Raw genomic sequence first — 23,907 nt, 5'->3', positions numbered from 1 at the left:
TCGAAAAGAGTGTCATGGCGCTCGGTTGTGGGAGCGCTTCCTCCCTAAAACTCTTGCCCGCCTGACCGGCGGGCTTTTTTTTCGATTCATCGCTCGGCGCGCGCTTGGTTGTAAATGCGATCGGCCAGCCCATCGATTCCGGACAGGAACTTTTTTAGCAGCGGTGATGAATTTGCCCGGTGATATCCAATCACCAGATCGACCGTCGGCTGCTCGCCAGCCAGCGGACGGCTCGTGATAGACGGCGGCAAGTAGCCCTGGATCGAGACCGGCAACAGCGCCAAACCGCCGGTCGAAATCACCAGCGACATCGCCATCGCAAAATTGTCGACCTCAAGCGCTGCAATGATCTCGACGCCGGACCGCCTGAGATAATCCCGGATCGCGGCGCGCAACACCGGCGCGATATCCGAGATCCCGATAAATGTCTTCTTCGTGAAGTCGCGCGGATCGATCGCCTCGTTGGCGGCGAGCGGATGATCGCTCGGCAGGATGACGACCAGCGGTTCCTTGCGCACCAGCCGGTATTCAAGATCGGGTTTCGGTTCGCGGCGCAGGAACGCAACGTCGATCTTGCCGCGCTGCAAATCATCGGCGAGGTTTGTCGAAAATCCGCTCGAAACCCTGATCTCGATTTCGGGAAGTTGGTCGCGCAGAATGCCCGGCGCGTGCGGCAGCCAATCCACTTCCTGACCGGTTAGAAAGCCGATGGAAAACGTCGGTCTGGTGGGCTGTGCGGCGCGGCGCGCGGCTTCGCCGGCCGCCTCGGCCTGACTGAGCGAAAGCCGGGCGTGATCGAGGAAAGCGCGACCGGCGGTGGTCAGTTCGGTGCCGTGCGGGCTGCGGATCAAGAGCTGAACGCCGACCTCCTGCTCGAGGTCGCGGATCTGGCGGCTCAGCGAGGGCTGCGCCGTGTTGAGCCGCTTCTCGGCGGCAAAGGTGAGGCTGCCGGTCTCGGCAATCGCGACGAAATAGCGAAGATGTCGTAGCTCCACGGCGCAAGCCCCATCGTAAGGTAGGTCATACCTTAAAGGCATGAGGCCCAAGTTACAAAGTCTTTTTAAAACCGGGATGGTTAGGCAAAACTCCCGCCGAGAGCGGCAATAGTCGTCAGGGTCATACCCAACCCGCAGGACCTCAGAACCGGATTGCCAACGGCCACCCACCTCTGTGGGCGGCTGCCGATGGATGAAATCCGCAAAACCCCAGGAAAGAGCCTCACCATGTCCCAGAAACTCGAAGGCAAAACTGCGCTCGTAACCGGTGGCTCGCGCGGCATCGGCGCTGCGATCGCCAAACGCCTCGCCGCTGATGGGGCCAGGGTCGCCATCACCTACACCAAGGGCGCCGACGCCGCGGCCTCGGTGGTCAAGGCCATCGAAGGCGCCGGCGGCAAGGCGATCGCGATCCAGGCGGACGCCGTCAACGCCGCCGCCGTCAAGGCCGCGGTTGAAAAAGTGGTCGCCAGCTTCGGCAAATTGGACGTGCTGGTGAACAATGCCGGTACCGCCATTCCGAACAAGTTCGAAGACGCCACGCTGGAGGAATTGGACCGCGTGATCGACATCAACCTGCGCGGGACATTCATCGCGACCCAGGCGGCCCTCAAGCACCTGAACAATGGCGGTCGCATCATCATGATCGGTTCCTGCGTTGGCGAGCGCAACATGACCCCCGGCCTTGCGGCCTATGCGGCGACCAAGGGAGCCATCAAGATGTTCACGCAGGGGTTGGCGCGAGAGGTCGGCGACCGGGCCATCACGGTCAACAACGTCCAGCCCGGCCCGATCGATACCGATCTCAATCCCGCCGCCGGCGATTGGGCGACGCCGCAAAAAGCCAACACCGCCCTCAATCGCTACGGCAGCGTGAACGATATCGCGGCCATGGTGGCATTCGTCGCCGGTCCGGAGTCATCCTACATCACTGGCGCGAGCCTGACCGTCGACGGTGGCACGAACGCTTGATGGGCGGGGAGAGGCGGGCTAGCCGCTATAGTCCCGCCGTCATCCTGAGGAGCGGCCTCTTGGCCGCGTCTCGAAGGATGTTGTTCAGCGCAGTACGTGCGGCCATCCTTCGAGGCGCGCAAGAAAGAGCGCGCACCTCAGGATGACGGTCGACTCGTGATTAGCCGGTGAGCAAATCGCGTTCTGCGAGCTAACGTTCTCCGGCATCCAGGATCCAGGTTTTGTCGGCAAAGGCCACGTAAATCCGCTCCTGCCCAAGCGCTGCGCCAAGCTCGATCGACAATTCGTTCAACATCTCCTCGATGGCCTCGTCGGGCAAATGGCCGAGATAAGCGTGAACCGCTTCGCCGGTGAACAGCGCCACCGGTTCGCGGTCGGAGCCGACGGTGCCGTCGGGGCGGGGCCACGCATAGGTCACCTCCGCGCGCGTGAACATTCCTGATAAAGCGGGCAGGCCGGCTTCGACGCGGCGTTTCATCCAGGCCCGCGCGGTGCGGACCGCTTCTGAGACGTCGAACACGCGGCCCTCGGAATCCCAGCCCTCGCGCAGGCCGACGCTGATGCGAAAGTCACGGCGCGGCCCGGAAGAGCCCGGAACGACGGAATAATCATTTGCCTTCGGTGCAAGGGGGCGGTCGCTCATGTTGGTTGAATCCGCGGTTGAAGAAATTTCGGGCCGGGCAGGAGCGATGATACATCTTGATCGTCATTGCGAGGAGCTCTTGCGACGAAGCAATCCAGCACTTCCTTGTGGCCCTGGATTGCTTCGCGTGCGCTCGCAATGACGGCACTACGGCGGGATGACGGCCGGCTCATCCCCGCCCGCGATAGGGCGCGACGCCCTGGTCCGGCATCCACATGTCCTTTGGCAGTCTGCCGGTCTGCCAGAACACGTCGATCGGAATGCCGCCGCGCGGATACCAGTAGCCGCCGATGCGCAGGAATTTCGGCTTGATGGCGGCAGCAATCCGCTTGCCGATCATCACCGTGCAGTCCTCGTGGAACGCGCCATGGTTGCGGAAGCTGGCGACGAAAAGCTTCAGCGATTTGGATTCCAGCAGCCATTGCCCCGGCACATAATCGATCATCAGATGCGCGAAATCCGGCTGTCCCGTAACCGGACAGATCGAGGTGAATTCGGGCGCGGTGAACCGCACCACATAATTGGTATCGGCCTGCGGATTGGGTACGCGGTCGAGTTTTGCCTGTTCGGGGGTCTGCGGCCATTCGACGTCGTGGCCGAGCTGCAATCCCTCGAATTTCGACGATTTCTTTGGTGTTTTCGACATGATGACGTCTCCGTTGCCGGCTTATTAGACAATTCGGCTGCCAGCGTCACGCGGCGAGGCGGCCTTTTCCGCTTCCCTGCCTTGCTGTAGAAGCAGCGCCGTCCACCCTTCCTGGCATTTTCCAAAGAGGCTCCCATGACCGCCATCGTCGACATCATCGGCCGCGAAATTCTCGACAGCCGTGGCAATCCCACCATCGAGGTCGATGTGGTGCTGGAAGACGGCTCGTTCGGCCGCGCGGCGGTGCCGTCAGGCGCCTCGACCGGGGCGCATGAGGCGGTGGAACTGCGCGATGGCGACAAGACGCGTTATCTCGGCAAGGGCGTCCAGAAGGCGGTTGCCGCCGTCAATGGCGAGATCTTCGAGGCGCTGGCCGACATGGCCGTCGAGGAACAAGTGCAGATCGACCAGGTCATGATCGATCTCGATGGCACGCCCAACAAAAGCCGGCTCGGCGCCAACGCCATTCTCGGCGTGTCGCTCGCGGTCGCCAGGGCCGCGGCCGAATCCTTCGACATGCCGCTTTATCGTTATGTCGGCGGCACTTCGGCGCGGACCTTGCCGGTGCCGATGATGAACATCATCAACGGCGGCGTGCACGCCGACAACCCGATCGACTTCCAGGAATTCATGATCCTGCCGATCGGCGCGCCGACGTTTTCCGAAGCCCTGCGCATGGGCGTCGAGGTGTTCCACACGCTGAAGAAGGCGCTGCACGACGCCGGCCACAATACCAATGTCGGCGACGAAGGCGGCTTCGCGCCGAATCTCAAATCGGCCGACGAGGCGCTGGCCTTCGTAATGAAATCGATCGAGGCGGCCGGCTACAGGCCGGGCGAAGACATCGCGCTGGGGCTCGATCCGGCCTCCAGCGAATTCTTCAAGAACGGCGCTTACGTCTATGAGGGCGAAGGCAAAACCCGCTCGATCGAAGAGCAGGCAAAATACCTGGGAGAGCTGGTTTCCCGCTACCCCATCATTTCGATCGAGGACGGCCTGGCCGAGGACGACTTCAAGGGCTGGAAGCTCACCACCGACCTGATCGGCAGCAAGTGCCAGTTGGTTGGCGACGATCTGTTCGTCACCAATGTGAAGCGGCTCGCCGACGGCATCAAGAAAGGCTGCGCCAACTCCATCCTGATCAAGGTCAACCAGATCGGCACCCTGACGGAAACACTGAGCGCGATCGAGATGGCCTACAAGGCCGGCTACACCGCCGTGATGTCGCACCGTTCCGGCGAAACCGAGGATTCCACCATCGCCGATCTCGCGGTCGCCACCAATTGCGGGCAGATCAAGACCGGTTCGCTGGCGCGTTCCGACCGTACCGCGAAGTACAACCAGTTGCTGCGGATCGAGCAGGAACTGGGAAGCCAGGCGAAATACGCGGGCAGGGCGGCGTTCAAGGCGCTGGCCTAACATCGCGTTTTCGCGTCAAAATAAAAGGCGCTCGACCGCAACGGTGACGCCTGATCTGAGGGAGTGACACGCGATGACGCAACCGATGCTGTTTTCGCCGCTTCAGATCAGGGGCGTCCGCCTGAAGAACCGCGTCGTGGTCGCGCCGATGCATCAATATTCAGCGGTCGAAGGCTTTGCCTCCGACTGGCATCTCGTCAACGCCGGCAAATACGCGCAAGGCGGCGCCGGGCTCGTCATCATGGAATCGACCAAGGTGGCGCGCAACGGCTGCGGCACGGTCGGCGATACCGGGCTATGGAACGACGGCTTCATTCCAAACCTGGCGCGTTGCGCGGCCTTCATCAAGACGCATGGCGCGGTGGCCGGCCTCCAGCTCGGTCACTCCGGCCGCAAGGCTCGGCTATCGCGCCCGTGGGAAGGCGGCAAGCCGCTGCGTGGCGACGAGCCCGAGATTTTCGATTGGGACGGCTGGGAACTGGTGGCGCCGAGCGCGGTGCCGCATACCGAGAAGTCGCCGACCCCGCGCGCGCTGTCGCATAACGAGGTGCGCGATCTCGCCGCCAAATGGGGCGAGGCCGCCGCGCGCGCCGACGCAGCGGGCTTCGACGTTTTGGAAATACATGGCGCTCACGGCTATCTGATCCATCAATTCCTGTCGCCGGTCGCCAATGTCAGAACCGACGAATATGGCGGCTCGGAACTCAACCGCGCGCGATTTGCGATCGAGGTCGCCGAAGCCGTGCGCGCGGCGTGGCCGGCGGACAAGCCGCTGTTCATGCGGCTGTCCTGCGAGGACGACGCCGGCTTCGGGCCGGACCAAAGTGTGCGGCTGGCGAAGCTGTTGAAAGCGCAAGGCGTCGATGTGATCGACTGTTCGTCCGGCGGCACGCTTGGATATTCGCCGATGGACGGCGAGCGCTCGAAAAAATACGGCTATCAGGTTCCCTATGCCGAGCGGATCCGGAAAGAAGCCGATGTGATGACCATGGCGGTCGGCCACATCGTGCACGCCGACCAGGCCGAAGCGATCCTGCAAGAGGGCCGCGCCGATCTCACCGCGCTCGCGCGCGAGATCATGTACAATCCGAACTGGCCGATGGACGCCGCGCAAAAGCTCGGCGCCGATCCGAATTTCGATCTGGTGCCGCCCCCGTATTCCTACTGGCTGGGCAAGCGCGCGCGGTCCGCGTTCGAGGGCAGGCCATCGACCTGGACCGCCGGAATAGCAGACCGCACCACAACGAAAATGTGACAGCGATACGCGCTGCATCAGGTTCCGAATGCGGAACTGAATCACTTTCAGCGTTGCTGAAGTCGATCGTTTGAAAAATTCCGTGCGCAACACGTCGTCCGCTTAAGATGCAAGCCGTCGCTTTAAGATGAAGGTAATGGCTTTGCGGCATCCGTCGAACAAAGACGGAGTGCACGCGTGGCAAATATCTTCGACGTCCAGGGTTTCGGGGCGTTATCCGAGTGGAACGGGCAGTTCTCGAGCGCATCCGCCGATCAGGCCTTTCAAACCATCGCCTCGCTTGGTTCGAATTCGATCGAATTGACGGATCGTATCTGGACCCAGACCGGAACCAGCGACACCGTGATCGCCGATCCCGCCAAGTCGGAAAGCGATGCGAGTTTGCTGGCAAGCTTTCAGGCCGCGCACGCCGCGGGGTTGTCGGTGGTTTTCAGGGCCGCGATCTCGCCGTTGGACGGCACCGCGACCAGCAGCATGGCGCCAACCGACGTCAGTGCATTTTTTGCGTCCTACGAGGCTGAAATCGTCCATCTCGCGACCATCGCGCAGGCCGGCGGCGTCGAGACCTTTGCGATCGGCAATGAGATGAGCAGCCTGACCGGCGCGCAATATCGCGGCGACTGGACCGATCTGATCTCGGCGGTTCGCGCGGTCTATCACGGCGACCTGACCTATTCGGCGGCGACCGACGAGGCCTCCCATGTCTCCTTCTGGGATGAGCTCGATACCATCGGCGTCAATACCTATCCGCCGCTGACCTCCAGCGAAACGCCAACGGTGCAGGATCTGGTCAACGCCTGGAGCCAGGTTCCGATCAATCCGTATTATGCCGCCGCCTTCGATGACCAATCGCCGGTCGACTTTCTTCATTCGCTGTCGGAGCAGTACGGCAAACCGGTCCTGATGACGGAAGTCGGCTACCGCAGCATCGACGGCACGGCGATCGATCCGGCATCATGGACCTCTAGCGGCACCGCCGATCCGGCGGCACAGGCCACCGCCTACAATGCGTTCTTTCAGGTCTGGAGCGCGCAGGGCGGCAGCTGGCTGAAGGGCGTCGAGCTCTGGCAATGGGATCTCAGCAACGAATATAACAGCACCGGCTATTCCCCGATGGGAAAGCCGGCCGAGACGGTGGTCTCGCAATATTTCCACGGCGAAGGCTACGTCCCGGGCCTCACGGTGTGGGGGTCGTCGATCGCCCAAGACATCGATATCGGCGGAGGCGACAACGTCATCCATGCCGGGCGCGGCAATGAAATCATTCACGTCGGCGACGGCAACAACCTCATTTACGGCGGTCCCAGCACGGCCACCCCGTTGGCGACGACGACCATCACCCTGACCGGCTATGGTTCGGCGGTCGACGGCATCGACGCGCAGGCCGAGATCCTGGTCAACGGCAACCCGGTCTCCGGATTGCTCGATTTCAAGTCCGCGACCGACCCGTCCGGCTATCAGACCTTTACCGTGAGTTTCGCCAATCCGGCCGCGGTCGACAGCGTCGACGTCGAGCTGATGAATGCGACGCCGGGCCGGGCGCTGCATGTCACGGGGCTTTCGGTCAACGGTGTTGCGTTGACCCCGGGGGAGGCGACCAATGTCAGCGATCCTGGAACGTTTGACCTCTACGTCCACAGCATCCATTTCGATACGACCAGCCACCAGGACTGGTTCTTCGGCGCGTCGACCGACAACGACACGATCGTCACAGGGACCGGCACCAACACGATTTTCAGTGGCGCGGGCGACGATACCATCGACGGCGGAGGCGGGACCAATACCGTGGTCTATGCCGGAGATATCACCGACTACAGCATCAGCGTGGTCGGCAGTGAGCTTGTCGTCGGCGACAAGGTCGCCAATCGTGACGGCACCGATCATCTCACCGACATCGCCTATCTGCAGTTTGCCGATACCACGATCTCTACCAGCAGCCTGCTGGCGAGCCAGTCTGGTCTGGCCGCCGGTGACCTGATGCAGGTCCAGGCGGTGGATAGCGCCGGAGACATCACGACAGAGACGGTTCACCATGCCGACGGCTCAACCGACGTCTATAGGATGGACATTACCGGCCAGGATTACAGCTCCGAGCACGATGTCATCAGTGCCGACGGCACGACAACCCTGATCGAGCGCGACGACGCCGATCGCGATCTCGCCTTCAAGCAGGTCGTCAACAGCGATGGTTCGGTCGACAGCGCCAGCTACGATACGTCTGGCCATCTGATCGAGTTCGCGACGCGCTATAGCGATGGCTCGTTCGAACAATTCAGCTTCGATGCCACGGGATCCGAAACCGGCGAGACGGTTCGGCATGCCGATGGTTCGCGCGACATTTATACGTATGACGTCGCCGGCCAGGACTACACCTCGCAGCACGTGGTGACCGATGCGTCGGGGCATAGCACCCTGATCGAGCAAGTTCATTCCGACGGCACGCTGGCCTTGCAGCAGACCGTCGATGCCAATGGCGTCAAGACGCTCGACCAGTATGACAGCCTCGGCCATCTCGCCGAGGCGACCGTGATCCAGCAAGACGGCTCGTACGTGCAATCCGATTACGCGTCCGACGGCAGCCTAACCGACCAAACGCTGAGACATGCCGACGGCTCGCGCGACATCTACGATTACGACGTCGTCGGCAAGGACTACACCTCGCAGCATGTGGTCGAGGATGCGTCAGGGCATAGCACTCTGATCGAGCAGTATCGTTCCGACGATACGCTGGCGCTGGCGCAGACCGTCGACGCCAACGGCGTCAAGACGCTCGACCAGTATGATGGCGCCGGTGATATGGTCGAGCAAACCGTGACCGAGAAGGACGGCTCCTATGTTCAATCCACCTACGCGCCGGACGGCAGCCTGGCCGCAGAGACGACCCGACAGGTCGACGGCACAAAGAACGTCGACACCTACGACATTGCCGGGCAAGCCTATTCGGCGCGCCATGATCTGATCGCCGCGTCGGGCCATACGCTGGCCACCACGTTCGACAACAACGACGGTTCGCATGCCCTGACGGCCCATGCACCGGGCGTTACATTGACGGCGGCGATCGGCAATAACTTTATGAATAGCGCGGGCGGAGATACGTTCGTCTTCAAGCAGGCCGTTGGCAACGACGTCATCAACAATTTCAAGGTCGGCGACGCCGCGGGCCACGACGTGCTCGAGATCGCATCGACGCTCGCCGCCAGCCTGGCGGATTTGTCCAGCCACATCGTCGGTCACGATACGATTATCGAGCTCGGCCACGACGCCTCGATCATTTTGACCGGCGTCGTGACGCCGCTCACGCCGCACGACGTATTGATCGTTTAAGGCCGCGCTGTGTTTTTGGGGACATAAGAGGCTTGCCTTCCCGCCGCAACCTGCGAGACAGTCTGGTCAAATTCGCCGGTCACTTCGGCGGGGCCGAAACAGGGAGGTTATGGCATGAGTTCAGATACCAAGACGGGATTGCAGCTTCGTTCGCTGGTCAAGAGCAACGGCGAACTCGAAGTGTCGCTGGCGGTGGTGCCTGTGCCCGAACCGAAGGATGACGAAATCGTCGTTCGGATCGAGGCCACGCCGATCAATCCATCCGACCTCGGGCTGCTGTTCGGCCCTGCCGATATGTCGGCGGCCAAGGCTTCCGGCAGCAAGGAATCTCCCGTCATCACGGCCAGGGTGCCCGAGGCGGCGCTGAAAGGAATGGCGGCGCGGCTCGATGAATCGATGCCGGTCGGCAACGAAGGCGCGGGCGTCGTGGTCAAGACCGGATCGTCCGATGCGGCAAAGGCGCTACTGGGCAAGACGGTGTCGCTCATCGGCGGCGCGATGTACGCGCAATATCGCGTGGTGAGGGCCAGGGATGCCGTGGCGCTGCCCGCCGGCACCACGGCCGCCGACGGCGCCTCGTTGTTCGTCAATCCTTTGACCGCGCTCGGCATGACCGAGACCATGCGGCGCGAGGGCCACAAGGCGCTGGTGCATACCGCGGCGGCCTCGAACCTTGGACAGATGCTCAACAAGATCTGCCTGAAGGATGGGATCGGCCTCGTCAACATCGTGCGCAGCAAGGAGCAGGCGGACATCCTGCACAAGATCGGCGCCAAGCATGTGGTGGATTCGTCCCTGCCAGGCTTCATGGACGACCTGACCGGCGCGCTGGTGGAAACCGGCGCCACCATCGCGTTCGACGCCATCGGCGGCGGCAAGCTCGCGGGTCAAATCCTGACCTGCATGGAGATCGCGATCAACAAGACCGCCAAGGAGTACAGCCGCTACGGATCGAACGTGCACAAGCAGGTCTATGTCTATGGTGGCCTCGATACACGTCCGATCGAACTGAACCGTGCCTTCGGCATGGCCTGGGGCGTCGGCGGCTGGCTGCTGTTTCCGTTCCTGCAAAAGATCGGACCGGCCGATGGCGCCAAACTGCGTCAGCGCGTGATCGACGAGCTCAAGACGACCTTTGCCAGCCACTACACCCAGGTCGTTTCGCTGCAGGAAGCGTTGCAGCTTTCCAACATCGCGATCTACAACAAGCGTTCCACCGGTGAGAAATTCCTGATCAACCCGAACAAGGCCGGGTAGCAGGGTCGGGTAGCAAGACCGGCTAGCAAGACCGGCTACCAACGCTGGCTGGATCGACGGCGCTTGATCTGGGCACAACGCCCCGGTCCGGCGGCCGTGCCGATGATGTGATCGGGCGACGCCTTGCCCGATCCGGATACGGGCCTATGAGTCCTCGGGCTTATGAGTCCAAGCGCTTGTGAGCGCAGGTTTGGCCGAGACACCCTGACAGCGGGGTATTCGCGCCGCAACGCATCTGAGAAACATCAAACGCAATCATAGAGGGGAATCGCCATGATCGATTTGAGCCGCCGCCATCTGCTCGCCGGCGCTGCCGCGGCCGGTGCCGCGGGTGCTTTGACATCCTTGGGGACGGCCGCGCGCGCCGCCGAGCCGCCGGCCGGCGCCCAGGCGCCCGGTTTCTATCGCTACAAGGTCGGGGCCTATGAATGCACCTCGATCAATGACGGCGCGGCCTCGTTTCCCTTGCCCGATACCTTCGTGCGCAACGTCCCGAAGGAAAGGGCGCTGGCCGCCGCGGAAGCCGCCTATATGCCCAAGGGCATGGTGACGGTGCCGTTCAACCCGCAACTGATCAACACCGGCAGCAAGCTGATCCTGATCGACACCGGCAACGGCGCCGCCAAGCTGGAGCCAAGCAAGGGCGCGATCGGCCGCACGCTGCAAAATCTCGCCGCCGCTGGCGTCGACCCCGGCAAGATCGATGTCGTGCTGCTGTCGCATCTGCATCCCGATCACACCAATGGCATCCGGGCCGCCGATGGCTCGCTGGCGTTTCCGAATGCCGAGATCATGGTGCCGTCGGTCGATTGGGCGTTCTGGACCAGCGACGACAATGCCGCCAAGGCGCAGTCCGACGAGATGATGAAGAATTATTTCGCCAATGTGAAAAAGACCTTTGCTGGGATCGAGTCCAAGGTGACGCAATACGACTGGGACAAGGAAGTGGCGCCCGGCATCACCTCGATCAAGGCGCCGGGCCATACCCCCGGGCACACCGCCTTTGCGATCGCATCGGGCAATTCGAAGATCCTGATCCAGTCCGACGTCACCAACATTCCCGAATTCTTCCTGCGCAATCCGGATTGGCATGTCGCCTACGACGTCGATGGCGAGCTGGCGCAGGCCACCCGCCATAAATTCTACGACATGGCCGCGGCCGAGAAGGCGACCGTGGTCGGCTTCCATTTCACCTTCCCCTCGATCGGCCATGTCGAAAAGGACGGCGCGAAATACCGGCTGGTGCCGATCGCCTGGAATCCGGTGATCTGATCGCCATTCACGGGCGCGTGACGACGAAGGCCGGCCTCGGTGGGGGCTGGCCTTTTTTGCTTTCCAGGCGCCAGAGCGGAATGATTATCTTAGAATCGTCATCCCGTTCCGGCGCATTATTTCAGCATGATCTTCTCGGAAAACAGGTTTGCACTTTTCCGGATCATGCACTGGCTGCTTTATGCAAACACAGCGTTTCCAAATTTGCGCGGTTCATGCACTTGCATGTTCTGTCGTGTGTGGCTTAAGTGCGCCCAGCCGTTTCAGCCTCAAAAGGAAATCCCATGGCCACCCATAATATCGTTGTGATCGTCGGCAGCCTTCGCAAAGACAGTTTTACGCTCAAGATCGCCAATGCGCTGGCCAAATTGGCACCCGCCAGCCTGAAGCTCGACGTCGCGACCTTGAACGGCATCTCGTTCTTCAATCAGGATCTGGAAGCCACACCTCCCGCCGATTGGACGGCGTTCCGCGAAAAGATCCAGAAATCCGACGGTGTCATCTTCGTGACACCTGAATATAACCGCGCCATCCCGGGCGTGCTGAAGAACGCCATCGACGTTGCCTCGCGGCCTTACGGCAAGAGCTCGTTCCTGGGCAAGCCGACCGGCATCATCAGCAACTCGCCGGGACCGCTGGGGGGAGTCAGCGCCGCCAAGACGTTGCAGAACGTCCTGCCGGGCATTACCGGTCCGATCCTGGGCCAGCCGGAGATCTATCTGAACGGTATCGGCGACGCGTTCGACGACAAGGGCGAATTGACCAAGGAATCGCTGAAGCCGGTGCTGAAGCAGTATATCGACGCCTATGCGGCGTTCGTGGAAAGGCACCATCGCTAAAGCGTTTTCCAGCGAGGTGGGCACCGGTTCGCGTTAAGAAAACGCGTCAAGACAAGAATCTAGGGTCCGGTTCTGATCTATCAGAACCGGACCCTAGACGGGACGGAGACGAGACAGAGACGAGACGGGCCCCGCCGGTTGGTTCTGGCGGGGCCATTGTTTTAGCATTCCATTAACCGGAGCCGTCGCATGCTCCGGATTATGGTCTCTCGCAGCCGACTCAAATCCGTTCTCACCGGGCTCGCGCTCTATGCGATCGCAGCGGCCATGATCGGCTATTTCGGCGTCAACGCCTACACCGGCAAATACGGCCTGAACGCGCAGCAGGAGCTCGACCAGGAGATCGTCGCCCTGACCTCCGAGCTGGCGCGGCTGAAGCGCGAGCGCACCGAGGGCGAGCAGCGGGTCTCGCTGTTGCGGTCCGACCGGGTCGATCCCGACATGCTCGACGAGCGCGCGCGCTACCAGCTCGACTACGTCAATCCCCACGATCTGGTCCGTATTAGTCCGAAGTAATCCGCAAATTTCAAAACGCCGCAAATTCGATATCGAAAGTTTCGCGTCGCGTTGCACTGCGGCATAGCGCGGCCTCACGCAATCCTTTCAAGGCGGTTTGAGTTGAGCTAGAGAGGGCTATTCGCTCTCTCATCCGGAATTGCCATGGCCGCACCGAAAAAGACCGCCGCGAAAGAAGCTGAACAGGACAAGGAACACGACGCACCGCCGGAATTCACCAGAGAGCAGGAACTGGGCGCGCTGCGCGACATGTTGCTGATCCGGCGGTTCGAGGAGAAGGCAGGCCAGCTCTATGGCATGGGTGCCATCGGCGGCTTCTGTCATCTCTATATCGGCCAGGAAGCGGTCGTCGTCGGCATGCAGATGGCGCTGAAGACCGGCGATCAGGTCATAACGGGATACCGGGATCACGGGCATATGCTGGCGTGCGGCATGGACGCCAAGGGCGTGATGGCCGAACTGACCGGCCGCCAGGGGGGCTATTCCCATGGCAAGGGCGGCTCCATGCACATGTTCAGCAAGGAGAAGAACTTCTACGGGGGTCACGGCATCGTGGGCGCGCAGGTATCGCTCGGGACTGGCCTGGCCTTCGCCAATCGCTATCGTGGCAACGACTTTGTCAGCCTGGCCTATTTCGGCGACGGCGCCTCGAACCAGGGCCAAGTCTATGAAAGCTTCAACATGGCCGAGCTGTGGAAGCTCCCGGTGATCTATGTCATCGAGAACAACCGCTACGCGATGGGGACCTCGGTGACCCGCTCGTCGGCGCAGACCGATTTTTCCAGGCGCGGCATTTCCTTCAACATTCCGGGCGCGCAGGTCGACGGCATGGACGTCCGTGCGGTGAAGGCGGCCGGCGACGAGGCGGTGGCGTGGTGCCGTGCCGGCAAGGGGCCGTATATCCTGGAGATGCAGACCTATCGCTATCGCGGTCATTCGATGTCGGACCCGGCGAAATACCGCACCCGCGAGGAAGTCGAGAAGGTCCGTCACGACCAGGATCCGATCGAGCAGGTCCGCGAGCGGTTGCTGGCGGCCAAGATGACCGAGCAGGAATTGAAGGCGATCGACGCCGAGGTGCGCGAGATCGTCAATGCTGCCGCGGATTTCGCCCAGCACGATCCCGAGCCGTCCCCGGCCGAACTCTACACAGACATCTATCGCTAAGCGCGCAAGCTGATTTTCGGAGTCGATATGCCCATTCAAGTGCTGATGCCTGCGCTGTCGCCCACCATGGAAAAGGGCAACCTTGCCAAATGGCTGAAAAAGGAAGGCGAGACGATCAAATCCGGCGACGTCATCGCCGAGATCGAGACCGACAAGGCGACGATGGAAGTCGAGGCCACCGATGAAGGCACGCTCGGCCAGATCCTGATCCCCGAAGGCACCAACGACGTCGCGGTCAATACCCCGATCGCAACCATTTTGTCGGATGGCGAGAGTGCGGCCGATCTCGGCAAGGTGGCGGCAGCGCCGCCCAAGCCGGAAAAAACGCCAGAGAAGGCCGCCGAGGCGCCTGCCGCCGAAGCGAAGTCGGCGCCGGCTGAAACCAAATCTGCCGAAACCAAATCTACCGAGAGCAAGCCTGCCGCGCCGAAGGCCGCCGCCGAGCCCGATCCGGAAGTACCCGCGGGCACGGAAATGGTGACGATGACGATCCGCGACGCGCTGCGCGACGCCATGGCCGAGGAAATGCGGCGTGACCCGGACGTATTTCTGATGGGCGAAGAAGTCGCCGAATATCAGGGCGCCTACAAGGTCAGCCAGGGTCTGTTGCAGGAATTCGGCGCAAGGCGCGTGATCGACACGCCGATCACCGAGCACGGCTTTGCCGGCATCGGGGTCGGTGCCGCGATGTCCGGCTTAAAGCCGATCGTCGAATTCATGACCTTCAATTTCGCCATGCAGGCGATGGACCAGATCATCAATTCCGCCGCCAAGACGCTGTACATGTCGGGCGGCCAGATGGGCTGCGCGATCGTGTTCCGCGGGCCCAACGGCGCCGCTGCCCGCGTCGCGGCCCAGCATAGCCAGGACTATTCGTCCTGGTACTCCCAGGTCCCCGGCCTCAAGGTGGTCGCGCCGTATTCGGCCGCCGATTACAAGGGCCTGCTGAAGGCTGCGATCCGCGACCCCAATCCGGTGATCTTCCTCGAAAACGAAATGCTGTACGGCCATACGGGTGAAGTCCCGAAGCTCGACGATTACGTGATCCCGATCGGCAAGGCGCGCGTGGTGCGAACCGGTACGCATGTCACGATCATCTCCTGGTCGAACGGAATGTCCTACGCGCTGAAGGCCGCCGACGAGCTGGCCAAGGAAGGCATCGAGGCCGAGGTGATCGATTTGCGCACGCTGCGCCCGATGGACACCGATACCCTTGTCGCTTCCGTGAAGAAGACCGGCCGCGCCGTGACGGTGGAAGAGGGCTGGCAGCAGAATGGCGTCGGGGCCGAAATCGCCGCCCGCTTGATGGAGCACGCGTTCGATTATCTCGATGCGCCGGTGGCGCGGGTGTCGGGCAAGGACGTGCCGATGCCATATGCGGCAAATCTCGAAAAGCTGGCATTACCTTCGGTGGCGGAGGTGGTCGAAGCCGCCAAAGCCGTTTGCTATCGGTGAGCCATGGCGGGTCCCAAGGAGCAGCCATTGCCTCCGGATGTGATGGACCGCGATGACGCCACCGAAGTGCTGCGCGCGTTCGTGATCGATGGCGGATTGTCGATCGCCTTCACGCGCGCGTTCGAGGAGCCGGATATGTGGGGCCTGCTCCTGGTCGATATTGCGCGCCACGCCGCTCGAGCGTATGCGCGCGAGAGCGGCTACACCGAGGACGAGGCGCTGACGCGCATCGTCGACATGTTCGAAGCCGAAATCGCGCGGCCGACCGATACGGGCACCACGACGCCGCGGTCGCAACAAGGTCACTGACAATGCCAATCAATATTCTCATGCCTGCGCTGTCGCCCACGATGGAAAAGGGCAATCTGGCCAAGTGGCTCAAGAAAGAGGGCGACAAGGTCAAGTCGGGCGACGTGATCGCCGAGATCGAGACCGACAAGGCGACCATGGAGGTCGAGGCGGTCGACGAAGGCACGATCGCCAAGATCCTGGTGCCCGAGGGCACCCAGGACGTGCCGGTCAATGACGTGATCGCGGTCTTGGCCAGCGACGGCGAGGATGTGAAAGCGGCCGGAGCGGGGGCTGCACCCGCGCCCAAAGCGGCCGAAGCACCGGCCCCGAAACCTGCCGCTGCGCCTGCACCCGCTGCCGCCGCACCGGCCGCGAAGGCCCCAGCTCCCGCCGCTGCGCCGGCTCCCGCACCGAAAGCCGCCGCACCTGCGGCGCAGGCCAATGGCCACGACCGCACGTTCTCGTCACCGCTGGCCCGGCGTCTCGCCAAGGAAGCCGGCATCGAACTCGGACGCATCACCGGTTCGGGTCCGCACGGCCGCGTCATCGCCCGCGACGTCGCGGAGGCCAAATCCGGCAAGGGCCTCAAGGCTCCGGCCGCAGCACCATCCGCCGGCGCGCCTGCGATCGCGCCGTCGATGTCGGACAAGCAGATCCTGGCTCTGTTCGAACCCGGCAGCTACGAGATCGTGCCGCATGACGGCATGCGTCGCACCATCGCCCAGCGCCTGACCGCATCGGTGCAGACCGTTCCGCATTTCTATCTGACGATGGACTGCGACATCGGCAAGCTTTTGGCGGCGCGCGAGGAGATCAATGCCTCGGCGCCCAAGGACAAGGAAAAGAAGCCGCTCTACAAATTGTCGGTCAACGACTTCGTCATCAAGGCGATGGCGGTCGCGTTGCAGCGGATTCCCAATTGCAATGTGAGCTGGACCGAATCCGGCATGCTCAAGCACAAGCATTCCGATATCGGTGTCGCGGTGGCGATGCCGGGCGGCCTGATCACCCCGATCATCCGCAACGCCGAGACCAAGTCGCTGTCGACGATTTCGGCCGAGATGAAGGACTTTGCGGCGCGGGCGCGGGCGCGCAAACTCAAGCCCGAGGAATATCAGGGCGGCACCACCGCGATCTCCAATCTCGGCATGTACGGCATCAAGGATTTTACCGCCGTGATCAATCCGCCGCACGCCACCATCCTGGCGGTCGGCACCAGCGAGGAACGTGCCGTCGTGAGGGCTGGCAAGATCGAAGCCGCGCACATCATGAGCGTGACCTTGTCCTGCGATCATCGCGCGGTCGACGGCGCGCTCGGCGCGGAGCTGATCGGCGCGTTCAAGATGCTGATCGAAAACCCCGTCATGATGATGGTGTAGGCCTCTCGTCTTTCACAGCTCACAAGGGCGATCATGCGGCTCGCGGGAGTTTTCATCCTGGCTTTTGTCGCCTCGGCCGTCGCCGGCCTCCTGGTCTATGCCGCGGCGTCGTTGCTGCCGGATTGGGACGATGCCGCCGGGCGCGGCCTTGGCGAGGTGTTTCGCGCGGTGCTGACGCTGACTTATGTGATCCTGAGCATGATTTTATTTGGCATCGCGGTTTGGCGCCGGGATCGCGAGCGGCACCTCAAGCGCGCGCTCTATGTGCTGTTGCTGGTGCCGTTTCTGATCGTGGTGCTCGGCGTCGCCGATAACGGCATCCACAACATCGACTGGCTGCGCGAGACCGTCGGCATGGTGCAGATGTTCACGCCGCTCTGGACCGTCGCGCTGGTACAATGGCTTATCCTGCATATATATTTCTCGCGGCAGGCCATCCTCGCGAAAGCCGCTTCCACATGAAATCCGAACAACGAAAATTGATGCGGACGCCGCACGATGCGTGCGTGAGCTAACGGGAGCCTGCCATGCCTGATACATCCTTCGATATCGTCGTTATCGGCTCCGGTCCCGGCGGCTATGTCACCGCGATCCGTGCGGCGCAGCTTGGTTTCAAGACCGCGATCGTCGAGAAATCCTATCTCGGCGGCATCTGCAACAATTGGGGCTGCATTCCGACCAAGGCGCTGCTGCGCTCGGCGGAAATCTACCACTACATGAAGCACGCCAAGGACTACGGGTTGTCGGCGGACAATATCTCGTTCGACCCGAAGGCCGTGGTCGAGCGTTCGCGCGGTGTCGTCAAGCGCCTCAATGGCGGCGTCGAATTCCTGATGAAGAAGAACAAGATCACAATCATCTGGGGCGAAGCGACGCTCGATGCGCCCGGCAAATTCACGGTGAAAAAATCCGAAGCCGCAGCGCCCAAGGGCGCGCTGGGCGAGGGCGCCTATCAGGCCAAGCACATCATCGTTGCGACCGGCGCGCGTCCGCGGGCGTTGCCCGGCCTCGAGCCGGACAAGAAACTGGTCTGGACCTATTTCGAGGCGATGGTGCCGGACAAGATGCCGAAGTCGCTGCTCGTCGTCGGTTCGGGCGCCATCGGCATCGAGTTTGCCTCGTTCTATCGCACCATGGGCGCCGAGGTGACGGTGGTCGAGGTGCTGCCGCAGATCCTCCCCGTCGAGGATGCCGAGATTGCCGGCGTCGCGCGCAAGCAGTTCGAGAAGCAGGGCATCAAGATCTTGTCCGGCACCAAGGTGACGAAGCTGGAGAAAAAGAGCGACAGCGTGGTCGCCACCATCGATGACGGCAAGGGCAAGCCGCAGACCGTCGAATTCGACCGGGTGATCTCGGCGGTGGGTGTGGTCGGCAACATCGAAGGTTTTGGGCTGGAAAAACTGGGCGTCAAGACCGAGCGCGGCTGCATCGTGATCGATCCGTTTGGCAAGACCAATGTGCCGGGTATCTACGCGATCGGCGACGTCGCGGGACCGCCAATGCTGGCGCACAAGGCCGAGCATGAGGGCGTGATCTGCGTCGAAGCCATCAAGGGCATGCATCCGCATCCGATGGACAAGCTGCTGATTCCCGGCTGCACCTATTGTCATCCGCAGATAGCCTCGGTCGGTCTGACCGAAGCCAAAGCCAAGGAAGCCGGGCACGAAATTCGCGTCGGACGTTTTCCGTTCGTCGGCAACGGCAAGGCGATCGCGCAGGGCGAGGACCAGGGTCTGGTCAAGGTGGTGTTCGACAAGAAGACCGGCCAGTTGCTCGGCGCGCACATGGTCGGTTCGGAAGTCACCGAACTGATCCAGGGCTTTGTGGTGGCGATGAACCTAGAGACCACCGAGGAAGAATTGATGCACACGATCTTCCCGCATCCCACCATTTCCGAAACCATGAAGGAAGCCGTGCTCGACGCCTACGGCCAAGCGCTGAATATGTAGCGTAACGGTAACTCGTCATGCGCGGGCTTGACCCGCGCATCCATCTAAAAACATTTGATCCTAGGGGATGGATTGCCGGGTCAAGCCCGGCAATGACGGAAAACAAGAAAGAACAACGCCCGTGAAAGACAACGACAATCTGACGATCGAGCGCCCCACTTTCGTGACCCATCTCGAATGCGCGATGGAGGGCGATCATTATCCCGCCGATCAGATCCATAACCTGTCGAAAGCCGGCAAGCCGCTATTGGTGCGGTACGACCTCGCCGGCGTGAAGAAGGCGCTGACCAAGGACGCGCTGAAGGCGCGGCCGGCCGATCTGTGGCGCTACCGCGAGATGCTGCCGGTGCGCAAGGTCAGCGACATCGTCAGCCTCGGCGAGGTCACGACGCCGCTCATTCGCCTGCCTAAGCTGTCCAAAAAGATCGGCGGCGGCGAGATCATCGTCAAGGATGAGGGGCGGTTGCCGACCGGCTCGTTCAAGGCCCGCGGCCTGGTGATGGCGGTGTCGATGGGCAAGGCGCTCGGCATCAAGCACATGGCGATGCCGACCAATGGCAATGCAGGCGCCGCGCTGGCGGCCTACGCCACCTCTTGCGGCATCCGGACCACGATTTTTTGTCCCGCCGATACGCCCGAGGTCAATGTCAGCGAGATCGAGTTGCAGGGCGCGACGGTTTACCGCGTCAACGGCCTGATCGACGATTGCGGCAAGATCGTCGGCGAAGGCAAAGCAAAAGCCGGCTGGTTCGATACCTCGACCTTGAAGGAGCCGTACCGGATCGAAGGCAAGAAGACGATGGGGCTGGAGCTCGCCGAGCAACTCGACTGGGACGTGCCCGACGTGATCTTCTATCCGACCGGCGGCGGTACGGGTTTGATCGGGATGTGGAAGGCGTTCGCCGAACTTGAGGCGATCGGCTTCATCGGCGCCAAGCGGCCGCGGATGGTGGCGGTGCAGGCCTCCGGCTGCGCGCCGATGGTGCGCGCCTTCGAGAACGGCACGGAGCATGCGCCGCGCTGGGAGGACGCCCACACCATCGCCTCCGGCATAAGGGTGCCGCAGGCAGTCGGGGATTTTCTGATCCTGCGCGCGGTACGCGAGAGCAAGGGGTTTGCCATCGCGGTCGACGACGCCAAGATTTCGGCGGCGCTCAACGAAGTCGCGCGCGAGGAAGGCCTGCTGTTGTGCCCGGAGGGGGCTGCGACCTATGCGGCCTACAAGCAAAGTCTCAGCGAAGGCCGCGTCGGCAAGAACGATCGCGTGATGCTGTTCAATTGCGCCACCGGGCTGAAATACCCGTTGCCGCCGGTGACCCGCACGCTCGATCGGCACAAACCGATCGACTACGCGAAGTTGTAAAAGCCTTGGCCTGAGGAAAATTCCGACGTCGTCCTGAGGTGCGAGCGTAGCGAGCCTCGAAGGATGTTGTTCGGCGCTGTGCGTGCGGCCATCCTTCGAGGCTCGCAAGGGCTCGCACCTCAGGATGACGGCTGTGTTTGTCTCGTCTGTTTGTGTCGCCGTCATGCCGCGCTGGAGAATGTGATGCGAAGAACGATGTGGGCCGCATTAGCCGCGCTGCTGGCGTTCGCCGGCAACGCGCATGCCGAAAATTTCCCGTCGCGTCAGATCACCATCGTGGTGCCGTTCTCGGCCGGCGGCCCGTCGGATGCGATGGCGCGGGTGCTGGCCGAGCGGATGCAGCGGTCGCTGGGCCAAACCATCCTGATCGAGAACGTCACGGGCGCGGGCGGCTCGCTCGGCGTCGGCCGGGTGGTGCGCTCGCCGGCGGATGGCTACACCATCGGCTTCGGCCATCTCGGCACCAACGTCGCCAACGGCGCGATCTACAAGCTCGGCTACGACCTCGTGACCGATCTCGAGCCGGTGGTGATGCTGCCGAGCAACCCGATGATCATCGTCAGCAAGAACACGATTCCCGCCAAGACCTTGCAGGAATTGCTGGCCTGGCTGAAGTCCAAACCGACGCCGCCGACCGCCGGCACCGCAGGCGCCGGTTCCGGCAGCCATATCGCCGGGCTGTATTTTGAAAACATCACCGGCATCAAGCTGCAATACGTGCCGTATCGCGGCACCGCACCGGCGCTGACCGACCTCGTCGCCGGACAGATCGACATCATCGTCGACCAGACTTCCAATTCGATCGCCCAGGTGCGGGCAGGGACCATTCGCGCCTATGCCATCACCGCCGACAAGCGCGTCGATTCCGCGCCCGAGATTCCGACCACCGACGAGGCGGGCCTGCCGGGATTTCACATGACGCTGTGGTCGGGTTTTTGGGTGCCCAAGGACACCCCGAACGACATCGTGACCAAACTCAACGGCGCCGCGGTGGAGGCGTTGAGCGATCCGGCGGTGCGCAAGAAGCTCGGCGATCTCGGCCTCGATATGCCGCCGAAGGATCAGCTCTCGCCGGAAGCGCTCGGCGCTTGGCAGAAAGCCGAGATTGCAAAATGGTGGCCGATGATCAAGTCCGCCAACATCAAGATGGAGTGAACGGCGCGCGCGCTTGCATGCCGTCACATGACTGCGATGCGCTGGCCCTATGACGGGACCTGCGCGCGGTCCGTTATACAGGTGCGGACATATCGCGTGAGCCGCGATCGGCCGACGCATCCGCCAGTCCAACAACAGAACAACAACAATCAGGGGAAACCAACATGAACACGCCCACGCAAAGGCCGGTTGCAAACTGGATGGGACGTTGGTTCGGCGCCGGCGCGGTGGCTGCCGGCGCGCTCGGGCTGGGCCTGTCGTTGGCCGCGGCGCAGTCCGCGCAGCAGACGCCCGCCCAAGTGACCCCGCCGCCGCATGACGGTCCGCTGCGTGCGCTGACCCCGGTGCCCGCGAAGATGCTGCTCAATCCGCCGGACAATGACTGGCTGATGTGGCGGCGTACCTATGATGCCTGGGGCTACAGCCCGCTGAAGCAGATCGACACCGGCAACGTCAAGAACCTCACGGTGGCCTGGAGCTGGGCGATGACGCCGGGGGCCACCGAGACCACGCCGATGGTCCATGACGGCGTGCTGTTCCTCTACAATTATCTCGACAAGGTGCAGGCGCTCGACGCCACCAACGGTGAACTTCTGTGGGAATACAAACGCGACATCCCGCCCGAGGTCGCGCGCCAGAACGGCAACAACGGCGCCAAGCGCAACATGGCGATGGTCGACGACAAGCTGATCGTCGCCACCACCGACGCCCACATCATCGCGCTCGACATGAAGACCGGCAAGGTGATCTGGGACCACGAGACCGAGGACTACAAGAAGGGCTGGCGCTACACCGGCGGCCCGCTGGTGGCTTCCAACGTCATCGTGCAGGGCATGACCGGCTGCGGCAACGCCAACCCCGGCGGCTGCTTCATCACCGGCCACGACATCGACACCGGCAAGGAGCTGTGGCGCTTCCACACCGTGGCACAACCGGGCGAACCCGGCGGCGATAGCTGGAACGGCCTGCCGCTGGACAAGCGCTTCGGCGCCTCGACCTGGAACTCGGGCAGCTACGACCCCGACACCGACACGCTGTTCCTCGGCGTCGGCCAGCCCTATCCCCACATCGCCGAAATCGGCGGCCTGCTGCCGAAGAAAGACGGCGCCAATAATGACGCGCTGTACACCGATTCCACGCTGGCGCTCGATCCCCATACCGGCAAGCTGAAGTGGTACTACCAGCACCTTCAAAACGACACCTGGGACCTCGACTACGCCTATGAGCGCGTGCTGGTCGACATTCCCGTCGACGGCAAGGTGCGCAAGGCGATGGTGACGGTGGGCAAGCTCGGCATCATCGAGGTGCTCGACCGCACCAACGGCCAATGGCTGTGGTCCAAGCCGACCGTGTACCAGAACGTGGTCTCGGCGATCGATTCGAAGACCGGCGCCAAGACCATCAACCCGGATGCCGTGCCGCATATCGGCAAGACCACCACCAACTGCCCGGCCGATCCCGGCAGCCGCGGCTGGCCTGCCACCGCCTACAGCCCGCGCACGCACATGCTGTACATTCCGCTGAACGAGTACTGCTCGGACACCACGCCGATCCCGATCGAGCAGGGCAAGAGCTACACCGGCGGCAGCCGCGCGATCTTTGCGCGCCGGCAGATCCCCAACAGCGACGGCAATATCGGCCGCATGGATGGCGTCGACCTGTTCAGCCAGAAGGCCGTGTGGTCCGACCGCACCCGCGCGCCGCAGACCGGGGCAGCGCTCGCCACCGGCGGCGGGCTGGTGTTTTCCGGCGCGCTCGATCGTTATTTCCGCGCCTATGACGACAAGAGCGGCAAGATCCTGTGGCAGATGCGTGCCAGCAACATCGTCAACTCCTTTCCCATCACCTATCAGGTGAAGGGCCGGCAGTATGTCGCGGTCGCGGTCGGCAACGGCTCCAGCCAGGCGCGTTCGCTGGCGACGCTGACGCCCGAGATCGGCGTTCCCGACGGCGGCTCGGCGCTGTTCGTGTTCGCGCTGCCGCAAGGCAAATGATGCAGCGAGTCTCGTT

At 62.6% G+C, this 23,907-nt stretch carries 20 protein-coding genes; 17 read left to right on the top strand and 3 right to left on the bottom strand.

Going from position 1 to position 23,907, the window contains the following annotated elements:
• Positions 1–86: 86 nt before the first annotated feature.
• A complete protein-coding gene (locus tag GSQ88_RS03865) occupies positions 87–995 on the bottom strand; it encodes a LysR family transcriptional regulator (protein WP_159006063.1) in 909 nt (302 codons plus the stop codon).
• Between the two features lie 228 nt (positions 996–1,223).
• Here GSQ88_RS03865 and GSQ88_RS03860 point away from each other — a divergent pair, with 228 nt between their 5' ends.
• On the top strand, positions 1,224–1,967 hold the full coding sequence (locus GSQ88_RS03860) for an SDR family NAD(P)-dependent oxidoreductase (RefSeq protein WP_159006062.1): 744 nt from the start codon (positions 1,224–1,226) through the stop codon (positions 1,965–1,967).
• Positions 1,968–2,157: 190 nt separating this feature from the next.
• Here GSQ88_RS03860 and GSQ88_RS03855 read toward each other — a convergent pair whose 3' ends face one another.
• Positions 2,158–2,610, bottom strand: coding sequence for a hypothetical protein (locus GSQ88_RS03855; RefSeq protein ID WP_159006061.1), 453 nt, complete (start codon positions 2,608–2,610; stop codon positions 2,158–2,160).
• A 169-nt stretch (positions 2,611–2,779) separates the two neighbouring features.
• On the bottom strand, positions 2,780–3,256 hold the full coding sequence (queF, locus tag GSQ88_RS03850) for a preQ(1) synthase (RefSeq protein ID WP_159006060.1): 477 nt from the start codon (positions 3,254–3,256) through the stop codon (positions 2,780–2,782).
• Positions 3,257–3,391: 135 nt separating this feature from the next.
• On the opposite strand from queF, the gene eno reads away from it, so the two are divergent.
• The 16 genes from eno to GSQ88_RS03770 all read left to right on the top strand — a co-directional run bounded on the left by eno (position 3,392) and on the right by GSQ88_RS03770 (position 23,891).
• Positions 3,392–4,675, top strand: coding sequence for a phosphopyruvate hydratase (gene eno, locus GSQ88_RS03845; RefSeq protein WP_159006059.1), 1,284 nt, complete (start codon positions 3,392–3,394; stop codon positions 4,673–4,675).
• A gap of 73 nt (positions 4,676–4,748) precedes the next feature.
• Positions 4,749–5,930, top strand: a complete 1,182-nt coding sequence (locus GSQ88_RS03840) for an NADH:flavin oxidoreductase/NADH oxidase (protein WP_159006058.1) — start codon at positions 4,749–4,751, stop codon at positions 5,928–5,930.
• A 177-nt stretch (positions 5,931–6,107) separates the two neighbouring features.
• On the top strand, positions 6,108–9,254 hold the full coding sequence (locus tag GSQ88_RS03835; protein ID WP_159006057.1) for a glycoside hydrolase family 113: 3,147 nt from the start codon (positions 6,108–6,110) through the stop codon (positions 9,252–9,254).
• A gap of 114 nt (positions 9,255–9,368) precedes the next feature.
• Positions 9,369–10,511, top strand: coding sequence for a zinc-binding dehydrogenase (locus tag GSQ88_RS03830; RefSeq protein WP_159006056.1), 1,143 nt, complete (start codon positions 9,369–9,371; stop codon positions 10,509–10,511).
• Positions 10,512–10,784: 273 nt separating this feature from the next.
• Positions 10,785–11,783 (top strand): MBL fold metallo-hydrolase, encoded by a 999-nt coding sequence (locus GSQ88_RS03825; protein WP_159006055.1) that lies wholly within the window; start codon positions 10,785–10,787, stop codon positions 11,781–11,783.
• Positions 11,784–12,067: 284 nt separating this feature from the next.
• Entirely contained in the window at positions 12,068–12,622 is a 555-nt protein-coding gene (locus GSQ88_RS03820) for an NADPH-dependent FMN reductase (protein ID WP_159006054.1), read from the top strand.
• 201 nt (positions 12,623–12,823) lie between these two features.
• The gene (locus GSQ88_RS03815; protein WP_159006111.1) at positions 12,824–13,138 is read left to right on the top strand and encodes an FtsB family cell division protein; all 315 of its coding nucleotides are present in this window, start codon (positions 12,824–12,826) and stop codon (positions 13,136–13,138) included.
• Positions 13,139–13,282: 144 nt separating this feature from the next.
• Positions 13,283–14,305, top strand: a complete 1,023-nt coding sequence (gene pdhA, locus GSQ88_RS03810; RefSeq protein WP_159006053.1) for a pyruvate dehydrogenase (acetyl-transferring) E1 component subunit alpha — start codon at positions 13,283–13,285, stop codon at positions 14,303–14,305.
• Positions 14,306–14,332: 27 nt separating this feature from the next.
• Positions 14,333–15,760, top strand: a complete 1,428-nt coding sequence (locus GSQ88_RS03805) for a pyruvate dehydrogenase complex E1 component subunit beta (protein ID WP_159006052.1) — start codon at positions 14,333–14,335, stop codon at positions 15,758–15,760.
• 3 nt (positions 15,761–15,763) lie between these two features.
• On the top strand, positions 15,764–16,069 hold the full coding sequence (locus tag GSQ88_RS03800; protein ID WP_159006051.1) for a DUF5076 domain-containing protein: 306 nt from the start codon (positions 15,764–15,766) through the stop codon (positions 16,067–16,069).
• Between the two features lie 2 nt (positions 16,070–16,071).
• The gene (locus GSQ88_RS03795) at positions 16,072–17,430 is read left to right on the top strand and encodes a pyruvate dehydrogenase complex dihydrolipoamide acetyltransferase (protein WP_159006050.1); all 1,359 of its coding nucleotides are present in this window, start codon (positions 16,072–16,074) and stop codon (positions 17,428–17,430) included.
• A 33-nt stretch (positions 17,431–17,463) separates the two neighbouring features.
• Positions 17,464–17,892, top strand: a complete 429-nt coding sequence (locus tag GSQ88_RS03790; protein WP_159006049.1) for a hypothetical protein — start codon at positions 17,464–17,466, stop codon at positions 17,890–17,892.
• Between the two features lie 65 nt (positions 17,893–17,957).
• Positions 17,958–19,379 (top strand): dihydrolipoyl dehydrogenase, encoded by a 1,422-nt coding sequence (gene lpdA / locus GSQ88_RS03785; RefSeq protein WP_159006048.1) that lies wholly within the window; start codon positions 17,958–17,960, stop codon positions 19,377–19,379.
• 121 nt (positions 19,380–19,500) lie between these two features.
• Positions 19,501–20,742, top strand: coding sequence for a threonine synthase (locus GSQ88_RS03780; protein WP_159006047.1), 1,242 nt, complete (start codon positions 19,501–19,503; stop codon positions 20,740–20,742).
• A gap of 183 nt (positions 20,743–20,925) precedes the next feature.
• Positions 20,926–21,897, top strand: a complete 972-nt coding sequence (locus GSQ88_RS03775; RefSeq protein ID WP_159006046.1) for a tripartite tricarboxylate transporter substrate binding protein BugD — start codon at positions 20,926–20,928, stop codon at positions 21,895–21,897.
• A 164-nt stretch (positions 21,898–22,061) separates the two neighbouring features.
• A complete protein-coding gene (locus GSQ88_RS03770) occupies positions 22,062–23,891 on the top strand; it encodes a pyrroloquinoline quinone-dependent dehydrogenase (RefSeq protein ID WP_159006045.1) in 1,830 nt (609 codons plus the stop codon).
• The last annotated feature ends 16 nt before the right edge of the window (positions 23,892–23,907 follow it).

The sequence above is a fragment of the Bradyrhizobium sp. S69 genome (assembly GCF_009766005.1).
Classification (GTDB): domain Bacteria; phylum Pseudomonadota; class Alphaproteobacteria; order Rhizobiales; family Xanthobacteraceae; genus Bradyrhizobium.
The sequence above is the reverse complement of the archived record's forward strand: the minus strand, read 5'-3'. Positions and strand labels throughout refer to the sequence as shown.

Bases quoted from the DNA above. Each gene is read 5' to 3' on its own strand.
- GSQ88_RS03855 (WP_159006061.1), bottom strand. From the start codon at position 2,610: ATGAGCGACCGCCCCCTTGCACCGAAGGCAAATGATTATTCCGTCGTT.
- eno (WP_159006059.1), top strand. From the start codon at position 3,392: ATGACCGCCATCGTCGACATCATCGGCCGCGAAATTCTCGACAGCCGT.
- queF (WP_159006060.1), bottom strand. From the start codon at position 3,256: ATGTCGAAAACACCAAAGAAATCGTCGAAATTCGAGGGATTGCAGCTC.
- GSQ88_RS03790 (WP_159006049.1), top strand. From the start codon at position 17,464: ATGCGGCTCGCGGGAGTTTTCATCCTGGCTTTTGTCGCCTCGGCCGTC.
- GSQ88_RS03805 (WP_159006052.1), top strand. From the start codon at position 14,333: ATGCCCATTCAAGTGCTGATGCCTGCGCTGTCGCCCACCATGGAAAAG.
- GSQ88_RS03840 (WP_159006058.1), top strand. From the start codon at position 4,749: ATGACGCAACCGATGCTGTTTTCGCCGCTTCAGATCAGGGGCGTCCGC.
- GSQ88_RS03815 (WP_159006111.1), top strand. From the start codon at position 12,824: ATGGTCTCTCGCAGCCGACTCAAATCCGTTCTCACCGGGCTCGCGCTC.
- GSQ88_RS03770 (WP_159006045.1), top strand. From the start codon at position 22,062: ATGAACACGCCCACGCAAAGGCCGGTTGCAAACTGGATGGGACGTTGG.
- GSQ88_RS03820 (WP_159006054.1), top strand. From the start codon at position 12,068: ATGGCCACCCATAATATCGTTGTGATCGTCGGCAGCCTTCGCAAAGAC.
- GSQ88_RS03830 (WP_159006056.1), top strand. From the start codon at position 9,369: ATGAGTTCAGATACCAAGACGGGATTGCAGCTTCGTTCGCTGGTCAAG.
- pdhA (WP_159006053.1), top strand. From the start codon at position 13,283: ATGGCCGCACCGAAAAAGACCGCCGCGAAAGAAGCTGAACAGGACAAG.
- GSQ88_RS03860 (WP_159006062.1), top strand. From the start codon at position 1,224: ATGTCCCAGAAACTCGAAGGCAAAACTGCGCTCGTAACCGGTGGCTCG.
- GSQ88_RS03800 (WP_159006051.1), top strand. From the start codon at position 15,764: ATGGCGGGTCCCAAGGAGCAGCCATTGCCTCCGGATGTGATGGACCGC.
- lpdA (WP_159006048.1), top strand. From the start codon at position 17,958: ATGCCTGATACATCCTTCGATATCGTCGTTATCGGCTCCGGTCCCGGC.
- GSQ88_RS03825 (WP_159006055.1), top strand. From the start codon at position 10,785: ATGATCGATTTGAGCCGCCGCCATCTGCTCGCCGGCGCTGCCGCGGCC.
- GSQ88_RS03795 (WP_159006050.1), top strand. From the start codon at position 16,072: ATGCCAATCAATATTCTCATGCCTGCGCTGTCGCCCACGATGGAAAAG.
- GSQ88_RS03775 (WP_159006046.1), top strand. From the start codon at position 20,926: ATGCGAAGAACGATGTGGGCCGCATTAGCCGCGCTGCTGGCGTTCGCC.